Below are 14,621 nucleotides of genomic sequence, written 5' to 3' on the forward strand. Positions count from 1 at the left end.
GCCGCATATCAGCAACGCGAGCCCGCTCGGCACCTGGCGAAGTCTCACCAAGATTCGCCGCCCGCAACCCCGCCCCTTGCCGGCGAGGCCCCGGCAGGGCCACATCCCGGCGAGCCCCCCGCGGGGGGACCGCATCATTCCCCGCCGCATTACCCGACGCACCCGCGACAGCGATCTGCACGCCCTGATCCGCCAGCGCCTGCAACTCCGCCCCCGCCCGGTCGTCATGAGCCGGCGGCTCATCGGTCACCAACCGCGTGATCACATCCGTAGGCACCGTCTGGAACATCGTGTCCGAACCGAGCTTCGTATGATCGGCGAGGACGACGACCTCCGCCGCGGCCTGCACCAACGCCCGGTCGACGGACGCCGACAGCATGTTGGACGTGGAGAGCCCGCGCTCGGCGGTGAGCCCGCTCCCGGACAGAAAGGCCCGCGAGACCCGCAGCCCTTGCAGGGACTGCTCCGCACCGCTGCCCACGAGGGCGTAGTTGGAGCCACGCAGGGTGCCGCCGGTCATGACGACCTCGACCCGGTTGGCATGGGCCAACGCCTGGGCCACCAACAGGGAGTTGGTGACGACGGTCAGTCCGGGCACCCGGGCGAGCCGGCGTGCCAGTTCCTGCGTGGTGGTACCCGCTCCGACCACGATGGCCTCGCCCTCTTCGACGAAGCCCGCGGCGAGATCGGCGATGGCCGTCTTCTCGGCGGTCGCGAGATGTGATTTCTGCGGAAAGCCGGACTCCCGCGTGAACCCGCCCGGCAGTACCGCACCGCCATGCCGGCGGTCGAGGAGTCCTTCTGCCTCCAGTGCGCGCACGTCCCGCCGTACGGTCACTTCGGAGGTCTGGACGACGCGGGCGAGTTCACGGAGCGACACGGCCCCGTTCGCTCGCACCATTTCGAGGATCAATTGGCGACGTTCTGCAGCGAACACGAAACTGACAGTAACGCGGACGACCGTCTGCTTTCAGCAGTTTGCGCCGAATAGCAGAAGTTGTTCGCACACAAGCACGGGGAGTGGTATAAGGCCTACCCGCGCCGACTATGCCGTACGCATGCTCGACAACTCCCCGTGACCAGCGGGGAGTCCGTTTCGGCGGTCAGGCCTCGCCCGTCGCCTTCCGGGTGTGCAGCTGTCGGGCCACCTCGGCGATCGACCCCGAAAGGGACGGATAGACGGTGAACGCGTTCGCGATCTGTTCGACCGTCAGATTGTTGTCGACGGCGATCGAGATCGGATGGATCAGTTCCGAGGCGCGCGGGGAGACCACGACACCGCCGACCACGATGCCGGTGCCGGGGCGGCAGAAGAGCTTCACGAAGCCGTCCCGGATGCCCTGCATCTTCGCGCGCGGATTGCGCAGCAGCGGCAGCTTCACCGCGCGGGCGTCGATCTTGCCGGAGTCGACGTCGGCCTGGGAGTAGCCGACGGTGGCGATCTCGGGGTCGGTGAAGACGTTCGAGGAGACCGTCTTGAGGTTGAGGGGGGCCACCGCGTCGCCGAGGAAGTGGTACATGGCGATCCGGCCCTGCATGGCGGCCACGGAGGCGAGCGCGAAGATGCCGGTCACGTCACCGGCCGCGTACACACCCGGAGCGGTCGTGCGGGAGACCTTGTCGGTCCAGATGTGGCCCGACTCGCGCACCCGCACGCCGGCCTCCTCCAGACCGAGGCCCGCGCTGTTCGGGATGGCACCGACGGCCATCAGGCAGTGGGAGCCGGTGATGACGCGGCCGTCGGAGAGGGTGACCTCGACCCGGTCGCCGACCCGCTTGGCGGCGGCGGCGCGGGAGCGGGCCATGACGTTCATGCCGCGGCGGCGGAAGACGTCCTCCAGGACGGCGGCGGCGTCCGGGTCCTCGCCGGGCAGCACGCGGTCGCGGGAGGAGACGAGGGTGACCTTGGAGCCGAGGGCCTGGTAGGCGCCGGCGAACTCGGCGCCGGTGACGCCGGAGCCGACCACGATGAGTTCCTCGGGCAGCTCGGTGAGGTCGTAGACCTGCGTCCAGTTGAGGATGCGCTCGCCGTCGGGCAGGGCGTCGTCCAGCTCGCGCGGGTGGCCGCCGGTCGCGATGAGCACGGCGTCGGCGGTCAGGGTCTCCTCGGTGCCGTCGGCGGCGCTGACGACGACCTTGCGGGAGCCGTCGAGGGCCTGCATGCCCTCCAGGCGTCCGCGGCCGCGCATGACCCGGGCGCCGGCCCGGGTGACGGAGGCGGTGATGTCGTGCGACTGGGCGAGGGCGAGCCGCTTCACACGCCGGTTCACCTTGCCGAGGTCGACGCCGACCACCCGGGCCGCCTGCTCCAGCGGTGGCGTGTCGTCGGCGACGATGATGCCGAGCTCTTCGTACGAGGAGTCGAAGGTCGTCATCACCTCCGCCGTGGCGATGAGGGTCTTGGACGGCACGCAGTCGGTCAGCACCGACGCCCCGCCCAGACCGTCGCAGTCGACGACGGTCACCTCCGCGCCGAGCTGCGCCGCTACCAGGGCAGCTTCGTATCCGCCGGGTCCGCCACCGATGATCACGATCCGAGTCACGTACCCCATTGTCCCGCACGCTTCAAGGTGCCACCGCCCCGGGGCGACCCGAGGGGTCCGTGGGACCGGAGAGGGGCGTGTGTCGGCTGCCGTACCCTCGACGCATGTCGCTCTACGCCGCGTACGCCGGCAACCTCGACGCGCGGCTGATGACCCGCCGCGCCCCCCACTCGCCCATGCGCGCCACGGGCTGGCTGAACGGGTGGCGGCTGACCTTCGGGGGCGAGCACATGGGCTGGGAGGGCGCGCTCGCGACGCTGGTCGAGGACCCGCTGTGCCAGGTCTTCGTCGCGCTGTACGACATCGCGCCGCTGGACGAGGAGTCCATGGACCGGTGGGAGGGCGTCGGCCTCGGCATCTACCGCCGGATGCGGGTGCGGGTGCACACGCTGGAGGGCGAGGAGCCGTCGTGGGTGTACGTCCTCAACGGGTACGAGGGTGGCTTGCCGTCGGCCCGGTATCTCGGGGAGCTGGCGGACGCGGCGGAGTCGGCGGGGGCGCCGCACGACTATGTGATGGAGCTGCGGAAGCGGCCCTGCTGAACCGTGTGGTGGAGCCGCGCGGGCGGCCCTGCTGAACCATGTGGTGGAGCCGCGGAAGCGGCCCCGCTGAGAGCTTCCCACGCACATCCCGCTCACAGGTCTCGTTGGAAACGACAAGACAACGATCGCATTCCCGTGAGCTCTGTCATCTACGCGCGTAGGCCCAGACCGGCTACCCTCATCGCGTGAACGCATCTCTTCTTCCGGACGACATCCAGGGCGACCCCCATGCCGCCGCTGACGCCGCCGCCTCGCGCCTGCGCGAACTGACCGGCGCCGAGACCCACGACGTCGCCCTCGTGATGGGCTCGGGCTGGGCTCCGGCCGTGGACGCCCTCGGCACACCCGACGCCGAGTTCCAGGTCACCGAGCTGCCCGGCTTCCCGCCGCCGGCGGTGGAGGGACATGGCGGAACGATCCGCTCGTACCAGATCGGCGCGAAGCGGGCCCTGGTCTTCCTGGGCCGTACCCACTACTACGAGGGCCGGGGCGTCGCCGCCGTCGCGCACGGTGTGCGCACCGCGGTGGCCGCCGGCAGCAAGACGATCGTCCTCACCAACGGGTGTGGCGGTCTGCGGGAGGGGATGCGGCCGGGGCAGCCGGTGCTCATCAGCGACCACATCAATCTGACGGCGACCTCTCCGATCGTCGGCGCGAACTTCGTCGACCTCACCGATCTGTACTCGCCCCGTCTGCGGGCGCTGTGCAAGGAGATCGACCCGAGTCTGGAGGAGGGCGTGTACGCGCAGTTCCCCGGGCCGCACTACGAGACTCCGGCGGAGATTCGGATGGCTCGGGTGATCGGGGCGGATCTGGTGGGCATGTCGACGGTGCTGGAGGCTATCGCCGCGCGTGAGGCGGGGGCTGAGGTGCTGGGTATTTCCCTGGTGACGAACCTTGCCGCGGGGATGACTGGGGAGCCGCTGAACCACGAAGAGGTTCTTCAGGCGGGTCGGGACTCTGCTACGCGTATGGGGTCGCTGCTCACTCAGGTGCTCGGTCGGCTTTAGGCGCGTTGCCGGGGGCTGTGCCCCCGGACCCCCCTTCGGCCCCGAAAGGGCCTCGTCCTCAAACGCCGGACGGGCTGAAAGATACGGACCGGCGTCGAAGAAAGACCAGCTCGAAAGACCAGCCCCCGCACAGCAGTTGTCAACGAGAGGTTGAGCGACCGTGCACGACGATCTCATCGCCCGGGCCCAGGCCTGGCTCGCCGAGGACCCGGATCCGGAGACCCGCGACGAGCTGGGCAAGCTCATCGAGGCCGGGGATGTCGGTGAACTCGGGGAGCGGTTCAGCGGGACCCTCCAGTTCGGCACCGCGGGTCTGCGCGGTGAGCTGGGGGCCGGGCCCATGCGGATGAACCGGGCCGTCGTGATCCGGGCCGCCGCCGGGCTCGCCGCGTATCTCAAGGGGAAGGGCGAGACGGGCGGGCTGGTCGTCGTCGGGTACGACGCCCGGCACAAGTCCGCCGACTTCGCCCGGGACACCGCCGCCGTGATGACGGGCGCCGGGCTGCGGGCCGCCGTGCTGCCGAGGCCGTTGCCCACTCCCGTACTCGCCTACGCCATAAGGCACTTGGGCGCGGTCGCCGGGGTCGAGGTCACCGCCAGCCACAACCCGCCCCGCGACAACGGGTACAAGGTGTACCTCGGTGACGGTTCGCAGATCGTGCCGCCCGCGGATGCGGAGATCGCCGCCGAGATCGATGCCGTCGCGCGCCTGGACGATGTTCCGCGGCCCGACGGCGGCTGGGAGATCCTCGACGACTCCGTTCTCGACGCCTATCTCGCCCGTACCGATGCTGTCCTCGCGGCCGGGTCGCCGCGTAGCGCCCGTACCGTCTACACCGCCATGCACGGCGTCGGCAAGGACGTACTGATGGCCGCCTTCGCGCGGGCCGGGTTCCCGGAACCCGTGCTCGTCGCCGAACAGGCCGAGCCCGACCCGGACTTCCCGACCGTCTCCTTCCCCAACCCGGAGGAGCCCGGCGCCATGGACCTCGCCTTCGCGCGGGCCCGGGCCACCGATCCGGACCTGATCATCGCCAACGACCCCGACGCCGACCGCTGTGCCGTCGCCGTCAAGGAGAGCGGCGAGTGGCGGATGCTGCGCGGGGACGAGGTCGGCGCGCTGCTCGCCGCTCATCTCGTGCGGCGCGGGGCGCGCGGGACCTTCGCCGAGTCGATCGTGTCGTCGTCGCTGCTCGGCCGGATCGCCGAGAAGGCCGGGCTGCCGTACGAGGAGACCCTCACCGGGTTCAAGTGGATCGCCCGCGTGGACGGGCTCCGGTACGGCTATGAAGAGGCCCTCGGGTACTGCGTCGACCCCGACGGCGTGCGCGACAAGGACGGCATCACCGCCGCGCTCCTCGTCACCGAGCTGGCCTCGGAGTTGAAGGAGGAGGGGCGGACGCTGCTCGATCTCCTCGACGACCTCGCCGTCGAGCACGGGCTGCACGCCACCGACCAGTTGGCGGTGCGGGTCGAGGACCTGTCCGTGATCGCCGCTGCCATGCGGCGGCTGCGGGAGCGGCCCCCGACCGCGTTGGCGGGGCTCGCCGTCACCCGGTCCGAGGACCTGGACCGCGGAACCGACAAGCTGCCGCCCACCGACGGGCTGCGGTACACGCTGGAGGGGGCCCGGGTGATCGTCCGCCCGAGCGGCACCGAGCCGAAGCTGAAGTGCTACCTGGAGGTCGTCGTGCCGGTGGCCGCGCACGCGGATCTTCCGGCGGCACGGGCCACGGCGTCCGACCTGCTGGCGGCGATCAAGCGCGATCTCTCGGCCGCCGCCGGTATCTGAACCACCTTCGGTCTGCGGTCAGTTGGCCTTCCGCCTGACCGTGAAGCGGTCCACCTCCGCGCCCGTCGCCGCCAGCGCCCGTACCGTCAGGGTCGAGGTGCCGTGCCGGTGGGCGGGGGTGACGTCGACGCGGATGAAGGAGTAACCGGTGTACCGGACCCGCGACCAGTCGACGTTCTCGGTGACCTTGCCGCCCGAGCCGGTGTAGTACGTCGGCACCGGGCCGACCTCGTCCTCGTGGCCCTCGTAGCTGTCGGCCACGGGGAAGGCGTACACGCTCTCGCCGCCCGCGCCCGCCGTCACGTAGACGACACCGCCGCGCGCGGGCTCGTGCGTGCCGCCGATGGGCAGGGCGCGGACGGGCTTGTCCTGGACGACCGGGTCGGTGCGCTCGTAGATGTGGTTGTGGCCGTTGACCACGAGGTCCACCTGGTGCTTCTCGTAGAGCGGCACCCACTGCTCGCGCACCCCGCCCTCGGAGGCGTGCGAGGTGGTGGTGGAGTAGGCGCAGTGGTGGTGGAAGACGACGATGAAGTCGATGCCCGGCGTCTTGCGGAGCTGGCCCAGGCGTTTGTCGAGCCAGGCGGTCTGCTTGCCGTGGGTGTAGCCGATGTTGGCGGGGATCTCGTACGAGACGTCGTTGGCGTCCACCGAGACGACGGCGACATTGCCGTGGACGAAGGAGTAGACGCCCGGCGCGTTGTCGGGGTCGAAGCCGTTCTCCGGGAGGGTGAAGCGGGCCTCGTTGCCGCCGTAGCCGTTGGGTGAGTACCAGGCCTCCATGTCGTGGTTGCCGAACGCGACCATCCACGGCACGCGGCTGGACAGCGGCTCGATCTGGGCGAGGAACTGGTCCCACTGGCGGGCGTCGTAGCTGCTGGCGTCGGCGGGCAGGCCGTGGCCGGTCTCCTCGGCGTAGCAGATGTCCCCGGCGTGCAGGTGGAAGGCCGGGTTCTGTGCCTGCACCAGGGCGTTGAGGCCGATGGAGGTGTAGCTGGGGTTCTGGTCGCCGAACGCCGTGAAGGTGAAGGGGCGGGCGGTGCGCTCGGCGGGGGCGGTGGTGAAGGAGTAGACGGTGTGCGCGGCGCCGGGGTGGGCCGGGTCGAAGCCGTCGTGGCCGACGCCGTAGTAGTAGGTGGTGCCGGGGCGCAGGTTGTCCAGGGCCGCGTGGACGTAGTACTGGTCGATGTCGGCGCTCTTGCCGACGCCGGCCGGGGTGAACAGGTCGCGGATCTCGGCGTGGACGCGGTGGCCGAGGTCGAGGGGGCTCAGGCCGATCCGCAGGTAGGGATCGCGGACGGGGAGCGGGACCTGCCAGGAGACCCGCATCTGGGTGCGCGGGTCGGCGCCGTACGCGAGATGGCGGCCGAACGGCGCCACGAGCGCGCCGTCGACGGACTCGGTGGCCGGGCGGGTGATCAGGTCCGGGCTCGCGGCTCTGGCCGGGCCCGCGGCGGCAAGGCCCGCGCCCGTGGCCGCGGCGATCGCACTGGTGCGGAGCAGGCCGCGGCGGGACAGGGCGGTGCGGAGGTACGCGTGCCGCTCCGGCATGGTCAGTCTGTCGGCGAGTTCGGCGGGGATGCCCATGCGGGGCGTGTGCAGCGGAGAGTTCATGGGCGTGACGCTGGCAGCGGCCGGTGAATGGTGACTGGACTGAACCTCTGTATTGACCCATGTACGGGTCCGTAGCACCCCATCGGGTGATTTACCCGTGTCCGTTGACCTGGGGTCCGTGCCCGACCGGGGCGCGGCGGCAACGGTGTACGGCGAACGCACCGCCGAGTCAGCCCTGGAGCCACCGCCGTGTCCTCGACCGCCACCCGGGCGACACCCCGGGCGACCCCCTCACCCGCCGGCTCACCGAGGCCCGCTCCCCCGCCGGTGTGGCTCCGCGCGGCCCCCGCCCTCCTCGCCTATCTCGCCGTACGGCTCCTCGGTCTGCTGGTGCTCGGTCTCTGGGCGCACCGGCAGCACCACGGTGTGTGGCCGATCCTGGCGGTCCAGTGGGACGCCGACTGGTACCTCGGCATCGCCGACCACGGTTACGCACACGTGCTGGGCACCGCGCGGGACGCCAACAACCTGGCCTTCTTCCCGCTCTACCCGTATCTGATGAAGGCCGTCGTCGTCCTGACCCCGGGCTCCCGCGCCTCCACCGGTCTGGGCATCGCGGTGGTCGCCTCGATCGTCGCCGCCTGGGGCGTCTTCGCGGTGGGCGACCGGCTGCACGGGCGCCGGGTCGGGGTGCTGCTGACCGTGCTGTGGGCCGCGCTGCCGGTGGGCCTGGTGCAGTGGATGGGGTACACGGAGTCGCTGTTCACGGCGTTCGCGGCCTGGGCGCTGTACGCGGTGCTCACCGAACGCCCGCTGCTGGCCGGGGTGTTGGCCACGCTGGCCGGACTGACCCGCCCGACCGGCATCGCGGTGGCCGCCGCGGTCACCGTCTGGGCCCTGCTCGCGCTGCGCCGACGCCCCTTCGACCCGCGCCTGTTGGCGGCCGCCGTCCTGGCTCCGCTCGGCTGGTGCGGGTACGTCGGCTGGGTGGGGCTGCGCCTTGGCCGCTGGGACGGCTACTTCGCCGTGCAGCGGCTGTGGCACAACGAGGTGGACGGCGGGGTGCAGACCCTGCGCCGGATGCGCGAGTACCTGATGTACGACTCCACGCCCGAGCTGTTCTTCGTGCTGGTGTCCTGCGCGCTGATCGTGGCGGTGGTGCTGTACGCGCTGTCGGTGTGGGACCGGCAGCCGCTGCCGCTGCTCGTCTTCACCGGCGTGCTGCTGGTGATCGTGCTGTGCAGCGGGGGCGTCTACTTCCCGCGCGCCCGCTTCCTGCTGCCGGGCTTCCCGCTGCTGCTGCCGCTCGCCCTGCATCTGGCCCGCGCCTCGCGCCGGTACCGCGCGCTGGTCCTGACGGCGGCGGTGCTCGGCTCGGCGTACTGCGGGGCCTATATGGCCCTGGTGTGGCCCAGCGCGCCCTGATTAACGGGGAGTTGGGCTGTCGCATGCTCCCCGGACGCCTGCTCCGGTCCCACCCGCCCCATTCTGGAACGGCGGTACGGATGTGCTCCTCCCCCCTTGGAGACATCCGTGGCCGGGCAGCCCCGCCGCCCCCCTTTCACACAACAGGCGGGATGCCGTGCGCAGAGGGCACGGGGTTCAGTCACGCATCAGGTAACTGAACCCCGTGTCCGGCCCCACGCACGACTGCAGGGTGAGGTCGCCCCAGTAGAGCCCGGCGGCCGGGGCGCCCCGGCCCGGGGTGATGTAGTGGGCGTACACCCGGTAGGTCCAACTGCCGCGCGGGGAGCTGATCGTGACCCTGCTGCCGACGGGCAGCGTGGCGAAGCGGTCGAAGCCGCAGTAGTCGTGGCCGACGATGACGGCGGTGCGCAGTTCGTAGCCGTCCTCGGTGCCGAGCAGCGGGCCGGTCCACTGCACGGCCTCCTCGCAGGCGTCCACCTCCTCCTGGCCGCCTCTGATGACTCCCGCGGACCAGGTGCCGATGCGGATGCTGGTGCCCTTCGGGCGGCCGGTCGTGGCGAGCGGGGAGGGCGTCGGGGTCGGGGGGACTGCCTTGCTGCGGGCGGGAGTCGGCGCCGGCGCCGGGCGGGACAGGTCCGGGCCGCGGACCCGGCCGTCGGCGCTCGCGGAGGGCCGGGGGGTGCGGCGGACGGGCGGGGCGAGGGAGGCCGGGGCGGGCGGCTCGGTGGTGCCGTCGGTGGCGGGCGCGGACGTGGCCTGCGGCACCGAAGGGGTCGGTGCGCGGTCGGCGGTGTGCGTGGCCCGCGTCCCCGTTCCGCAGCCGGCGAGCAGGAGGGCCGCCGTGAGCGCGCCGGCGAGGGACCGGCCCGTGCGGTGCCGGCCCGTGCGGTGCCGTCCTGTCACCCGAACCGTCCGTTCACGTAGTCCGAAGTCCGCTCGTCCTGCGGGGAGTTGAACATCGCGTCGGTGGGGCCGTGCTCGACGATCACGCCGGGGGTGCCCTGCGAGGCGAGGAAGAAGGCGCAGCTGTCCGAGACGCGGGCGGCCTGCTGCATGTTGTGGGTGACGATGACGATGGTGACCTCCGACTTGAGCTCGGCGATGGTCTCCTCGATGCGCCGGGTCGAGGTCGGGTCGAGCGCCGAGCACGGTTCGTCCATCAACAGCACGCGCGGGCGTACCGCCAACGACCGTGCGATGCACAGGCGTTGCTGCTGGCCGCCGGAGAGGGCGCCGCCGGGCTGGCGGAGCCGGTCCCTGACCTCCTTCCACAGGCCCGCCTTGGTGAGGCACTCCTCGACCAGGTCGTCCTTGCCCTCGCGGGTGACCTTGATGGCGTTGAGCTTGAGGCCGGCCAGGACGTTGTCGTAGATCGACATGGCCGGGAAGGGGTTGGGCTTCTGGAAGACCATGCCGATCTGCCGGCGGGCGTGGGTGATGCGCCGGCCGCGGTCGTAGATGTCCTCGTCGTCGAGCAGCACGCGGCCGGCCAGCGAGGCCGTGCCGATCAGTTCGTGCATGCGGTTGAGGATGCGCAGGAAGGTCGACTTGCCGCAGCCGGAGGGGCCGATGAGCGCGGTGACCTCACGGGCCGGCATGGTCAGCGAGACCCGGTCGAGGACCTTGTGGTCGCCGAACCAGGCTGAGACGGCGTCGGCGCGCAGGGTCGCGGGCCCGCCGCCGGCGAGGGCGGTGTGGGTGGCTCTCGTGTCCACGACGGGCGGCTGGACGATCGTGTCGGTGAGGTCGGAGTTGTCGATGGTCGACATGGCGTGGGTGTCAACTTCCGTGCGGGGTCCGGTGGTTCAGAGCAGGTTGGGCAGCAGGGCCGTGATGGCCTGGGAGTCGGCGAGGCCGAGCGCGACGAGCACGGGGCCCGCGCAGATCCAGGTCTGCCAGCGGCCCCAGACGCGGAACGTGAACACGGCGAGCAGCGAGGCGATCAACAGGCCCTGCGTCCACAGGAAGACGCCGAGCCAGGCGCCGGGGTCGGTGCCCAGGGCCTGTTCGGAGTCCGCGATCCAGCCCGACCTGAGGTCACGCGGCGGGTTGGGCTGCACCGGCGTGATCAGCTCGGCGTCGACGCGGAGCACGCCGCTCGGTGTGTACGGCGCCCCGGTCGCGGTGATCAAGGTGAGCCGTCCCTGGCCGCCGGTGATCGGGGCGGGCAGCTCGTCGCCGGCCCGGCGGATGCCGGTGACCTCATAGACCGACTTGCCCTGTCCGGTGGTGAGTTCGACGCGGGTACCGACGGGCAGCTGGTGCAGGTCGTTGAAGGGACTGCCGTACGCCCACTGGCGGCCCATGATCACGGCGGTGCCGGCCTGGCCGGGCAGCGGGGTGTCGCGGCGGTGGCCCGGGCCCGACATCAGCACCTCGGAGGTGGTGCCCTCGGCGACCACCTCGCGCAGGCCGAGCGCGGGGATCCGCAGCAGCGCCACGGGCGCGCCCGCCTTCAGCAGCTTGCCCTCGAAGTCGCGCTGGCCCACCGGGGCGGTGCCCAGGGCGAGTTGGCGGCGCAGCTCGTCGTAGGCCGTCTGCTGGTCGCGGGCGTGCTGGAGATGCCCGACGACGGTGAGGTTCGCGGCGAACCCGAGGAGCACGGCGGCGAGAACGCACAGGGCCGCCCCGGCGAGTGCGAGCCCGGGGCGGGCGGGGAGCCGTGGCGTGTCCTGCCGCGGCTGTTCGGGGGGCGGTGGCGGGCCGGCGGGCGCCGGGTGGGTCGGAGGCGGGGCGAGCGTGGTCACGGGGTGCGCTCCTCGAAGCGGGACGGTTTCCTGCGTACGACGTCTCGTGCGCGAGTTCTCTCGTACGGCGGCTCCCGTACGGCGGACGGGCGGGCCCGGGGGCGCGTCGGCGTGCGCCCCCGGACCGCCCGGCCGGTCAGTGGTGCTGCGGGGTGTCGCTGCCGAAGGACAGCAGGCCCTTGCGGCGCATGTGCAGCACGAGCGCCCCGCCGGCGGAGAGGAACGCGAGGGAGGCGAGGCCGATCGCGCCGATCTGCGTGCCGGTGGCCGCCATGGAGCCGCCGGTGCCGCCGCCGGAACCGCCGGAGCTGCCGCCCGTGTCCGAACCGCCGCTGTCGGAGCCGCCGGTGTCCGTGCCGTCGCTCGCCGAGTCGGACGCGCTGGGCTCCGGGGACTCACTGGAGTCGTCGCCGGTCGTGAACGCGAAGTCGACGCTCTGCCCGTCGGTCTTGTCCTCGGCGAGGGTGAGCGTGTGGTCGCCGTCCTCGATGTCCTCGGGGACGGTGAACTCGTAGTTCTCGACGGTGCCTTCGGCGTTCGCCTTGGCGTCCAGGAAGGTCTCCTCGCTGTCGGCGAGGGTCACCTCGACCGCGGCGGACGCGGTGTAGCCACGAGCGGTGATCTTGACCTTCTGGCCCGCTTCGAGGTTCGGGTTGGCGTCGAGGGCGTTGCCGTCCTCGTCGGTCACCGAGAGGTCGGGGTTCTCGGTGGGGGTGGGGCTGGAGGGCGTCTCGTCGGTGCTGACGAGGTCGAAGGAGGCGAAGACGCCCGTCTTCTCGGAGAGTTGGAGCGAGTGGGCGCCGTTGGGCAGGGCGTTGGGCACGGTGAACGCGTAGTCCGCCACGACACCGTCGGCGTTCGCCGTCACGTCCTCGTAGGTCGCGGTGGAGTTCGTGAGGTTCACGTGCACGGCGGTGGCCGGCGTGAAGCCCTGGACGGTGACCTTGACCTTCTGGCCGATGTACAGGGTGGGGTTGGCGGCGAGGACCTTGCCGTCGGCGTCCTTGGCGGAGACGACGTAACTGATGTTCGCGCCGGCCGAGGCCTGCGAGCTGGAGTAGGCCTCGGCGTCGGTGGGCGTGAACACCGCGTCGTAGGGACGGGGGCCGCCGACCGCGGGGGCCTTGACCGTGAGTTCGGCGGTGCCGTTGGTGACGTCCGCCTTGCCGAGCGAGGTGTCGCCGGTCTTGAACTCCACCGAGCCCGCCACGGCCGGTGTCACCGTCGCGGTGAGCTTGAGATCGCCGTTGACCGGCACACTGGCGGGCGTGGTCAGGGCGAGGGTCGTGGGCTGCTGCTCAAGGAGGGCCCAACTGTCGCCCGTGACACGGATCTTGGCGAGGAACCGGTCGGCGGTCGTGCTGGTGCCGCACATCAGGGCGACGGTGTACGTGCCGTCGTAGGGCGCCACGACGCCCGCGCTCGTCAGGGCCGACTGCAGGCTCGGCTTGGCCGCGGTGGCCTGGAGCGCGACCGTGAACGGGTCCGCGCTGGCACCGGTCTTCGTCGACGACTGGGCCAGCGGCAGCAGCGAGTTGGGGTTGGTCGGGCTGATCAGCCGGAGCACGATCGTCTGCGCGGTGGTCGCGTTGCAGCCCGTGCTCGTGGTGACGGACGTGACCATCGGGATGTCCGCGATCTTCCCCGCGGCCGGGGTGACCGTGAACTTGCCGAGGTCGGTGGCCGCGCTGGCCCGCCCCGAGAAGGCGAGCACCCCGGCCAGGGCGGCGAACAGCAGCGCGCAGGAGGTCAACAGGGCTACGGGTGATCTGAGATGGGCGAGTCGGTGAGTCATGTGGTGGTCCCCCCGCGGGGTCTGGGTCGTGGATGGAAATGCCGACAGGGCCGGACACCCGTGGGTGCCCGGCCGTTGCGCGGCTACGAGTCGGTGATCAGCTCTCGCCCTTGAGGGTGGTGCTGCCGCAGTCGCTGCCGAGGGTGCCGAAGCCGTAGAGGCTGATGGTGGAGGAGTTCGTGCAGACCTTGGAGCCGGTGCCCACGAAGGTGTCGGCGATCACCGAGTCGGAGAGCTTGGCGGTCGGCACGACGTTGTAGACGTTGCGCAGGTAGGGGAAGGACAGGTTCAGCGAGAGGTCGTCGTTGCGCGCGACCACGCCGTTCACGGAGCCGAGCACCGCGTCACCGCGACGGTCGTCCACGACGAAGGACTCCTGGGCCGTGTACTGGGCCACGGAGTACGGGAAGATGTCGCCGGCGCTGTCGATGGCCGAACCGTCGTTCTCCTGGATGGAGGAGTTCGTCGTGACACAGGAGCCCGGGGTGGTCACGCCGATGGAGCTGAGGAAGAAGGCGCGGGTGCCGGAGGCCGACTGCGGCAGGATCGGGGTGAGCGCGACACCGTTCAGCGAGGTGATGGTGCACTCGTAGATGCCCTTGAGCTGGGCGGTCGTCAGGTCGTCGGGGACGGCGCTGCCGGCCTGCTTCACCCAGGACACCGCGTCCTTGGCGTACGGGATGAAGGTCAGGTCCGTGGTGGTGGAGTTGTTCGGACCACGCGAGGAACGGGCGAAGTCGACACAACCGGTGTTGCCGTCCAGGGCGGTGTTCAGCGCGGTGATGCCGGCGCCGGAGCCGTCGGGGCGGTTGATCTCACAGCCGGTCGCCTTGGTCTTGATCGTGGCCGAACCGGTGGCGTTCCACGAGGCGATGACCTTGCCGCCGGAGTTCGTGATCGAGTCGCCCAGGGCGTTCACGACGTCCTGGGTCGTGTCGGAGCCGACACCGGCGAGCTGACGGTAGTCGGTGACCGGGTTGGGGTCCGCGTAGGCGGGGGCGGCCAGGGCACCGAGGCCCAGCGCGACCGCTCCGACACCGGCACCGATACGCAGGCGGGACTTGACGTTCACTTTGGTTCTCCTCCGTGGAAACGGATCGAGCGAAGGACGTACAAGCAAAATCCGGATCTCTTTCGCCGCCGACCCGTCGGCCGGCCACGAAGAACAATTCCGCAGACCCGTTCCTACGACCACCAAATCCAGCCGGTC

Annotated in this window: 12 protein-coding genes; 4 read left to right on the forward strand and 8 right to left on the reverse strand. The window is 71.2% G+C overall.

Going from position 1 to position 14,621, the window contains the following annotated elements:
- Positions 1 to 901: DeoR/GlpR family DNA-binding transcription regulator (locus ACWDR3_RS25815; protein ID WP_450354989.1), on the reverse strand; the 901-nt coding region annotated here is incomplete at its 3' end.
- A gap of 202 nt (positions 902 to 1,103) precedes the next feature.
- Entirely contained in the window at positions 1,104 to 2,552 is a 1,449-nt protein-coding gene (locus ACWDR3_RS25820; RefSeq protein ID WP_450354950.1) for an NAD(P)H-quinone dehydrogenase, read from the reverse strand.
- A gap of 95 nt (positions 2,553 to 2,647) precedes the next feature.
- Between ACWDR3_RS25820 and ACWDR3_RS25825 the strand changes: the two genes are divergently transcribed.
- From ACWDR3_RS25825 to ACWDR3_RS25835, 3 genes are all read left to right on the forward strand, one after another.
- A complete protein-coding gene (locus ACWDR3_RS25825; protein ID WP_280878252.1) occupies positions 2,648 to 3,085 on the forward strand; it encodes a gamma-glutamylcyclotransferase in 438 nt (145 codons plus the stop codon).
- Between the two features lie 185 nt (positions 3,086 to 3,270).
- The gene (locus ACWDR3_RS25830; RefSeq protein WP_450354952.1) at positions 3,271 to 4,095 is read left to right on the forward strand and encodes a purine-nucleoside phosphorylase; all 825 of its coding nucleotides are present in this window, start codon (positions 3,271 to 3,273) and stop codon (positions 4,093 to 4,095) included.
- Positions 4,096 to 4,255: 160 nt separating this feature from the next.
- Positions 4,256 to 5,887, forward strand: coding sequence for a phospho-sugar mutase (locus tag ACWDR3_RS25835; RefSeq protein ID WP_450354953.1), 1,632 nt, complete (start codon positions 4,256 to 4,258; stop codon positions 5,885 to 5,887).
- Positions 5,888 to 5,905: 18 nt separating this feature from the next.
- On the opposite strand, the gene ACWDR3_RS25840 is transcribed toward ACWDR3_RS25835, so the two are convergent.
- Complete coding sequence (locus tag ACWDR3_RS25840) at positions 5,906 to 7,474, reverse strand: purple acid phosphatase family protein (protein WP_450354990.1); 1,569 nt, start codon at positions 7,472 to 7,474, stop codon at positions 5,906 to 5,908.
- 216 nt (positions 7,475 to 7,690) lie between these two features.
- On the opposite strand from ACWDR3_RS25840, the gene ACWDR3_RS25845 reads away from it, so the two are divergent.
- Positions 7,691 to 8,866 carry a hypothetical protein gene (locus ACWDR3_RS25845; protein ID WP_450354954.1) on the forward strand — a complete coding sequence of 392 codons (1,176 nt, stop codon included), beginning with the start codon at positions 7,691 to 7,693 and terminating at the stop codon, positions 8,864 to 8,866.
- Between the two features lie 177 nt (positions 8,867 to 9,043).
- Here ACWDR3_RS25845 and ACWDR3_RS25850 read toward each other — a convergent pair whose 3' ends face one another.
- The 5 genes from ACWDR3_RS25850 to ACWDR3_RS25870 all read right to left on the reverse strand — a co-directional run bounded on the left by ACWDR3_RS25850 (position 9,044) and on the right by ACWDR3_RS25870 (position 14,483).
- Entirely contained in the window at positions 9,044 to 9,772 is a 729-nt protein-coding gene (locus ACWDR3_RS25850; RefSeq protein WP_450354955.1) for a hypothetical protein, read from the reverse strand.
- Complete coding sequence (locus tag ACWDR3_RS25855; protein ID WP_450354956.1) at positions 9,769 to 10,638, reverse strand: phosphate ABC transporter ATP-binding protein; 870 nt, start codon at positions 10,636 to 10,638, stop codon at positions 9,769 to 9,771. The genes ACWDR3_RS25850 and ACWDR3_RS25855 overlap by 4 nt, the downstream gene beginning before the upstream one ends.
- A gap of 36 nt (positions 10,639 to 10,674) precedes the next feature.
- Complete coding sequence (locus ACWDR3_RS25860) at positions 10,675 to 11,616, reverse strand: sortase (protein ID WP_450354957.1); 942 nt, start codon at positions 11,614 to 11,616, stop codon at positions 10,675 to 10,677.
- 136 nt (positions 11,617 to 11,752) lie between these two features.
- The gene (locus ACWDR3_RS25865) at positions 11,753 to 13,411 is read right to left on the reverse strand and encodes a hypothetical protein (protein ID WP_450354958.1); all 1,659 of its coding nucleotides are present in this window, start codon (positions 13,409 to 13,411) and stop codon (positions 11,753 to 11,755) included.
- 97 nt (positions 13,412 to 13,508) lie between these two features.
- Positions 13,509 to 14,483 carry a hypothetical protein gene (locus ACWDR3_RS25870; protein WP_450354959.1) on the reverse strand — a complete coding sequence of 325 codons (975 nt, stop codon included), beginning with the start codon at positions 14,481 to 14,483 and terminating at the stop codon, positions 13,509 to 13,511.
- Positions 14,484 to 14,621: the final 138 nt, after the last annotated feature.

The sequence above is a fragment of the Streptomyces sp. NPDC001002 genome (assembly GCF_053599215.1).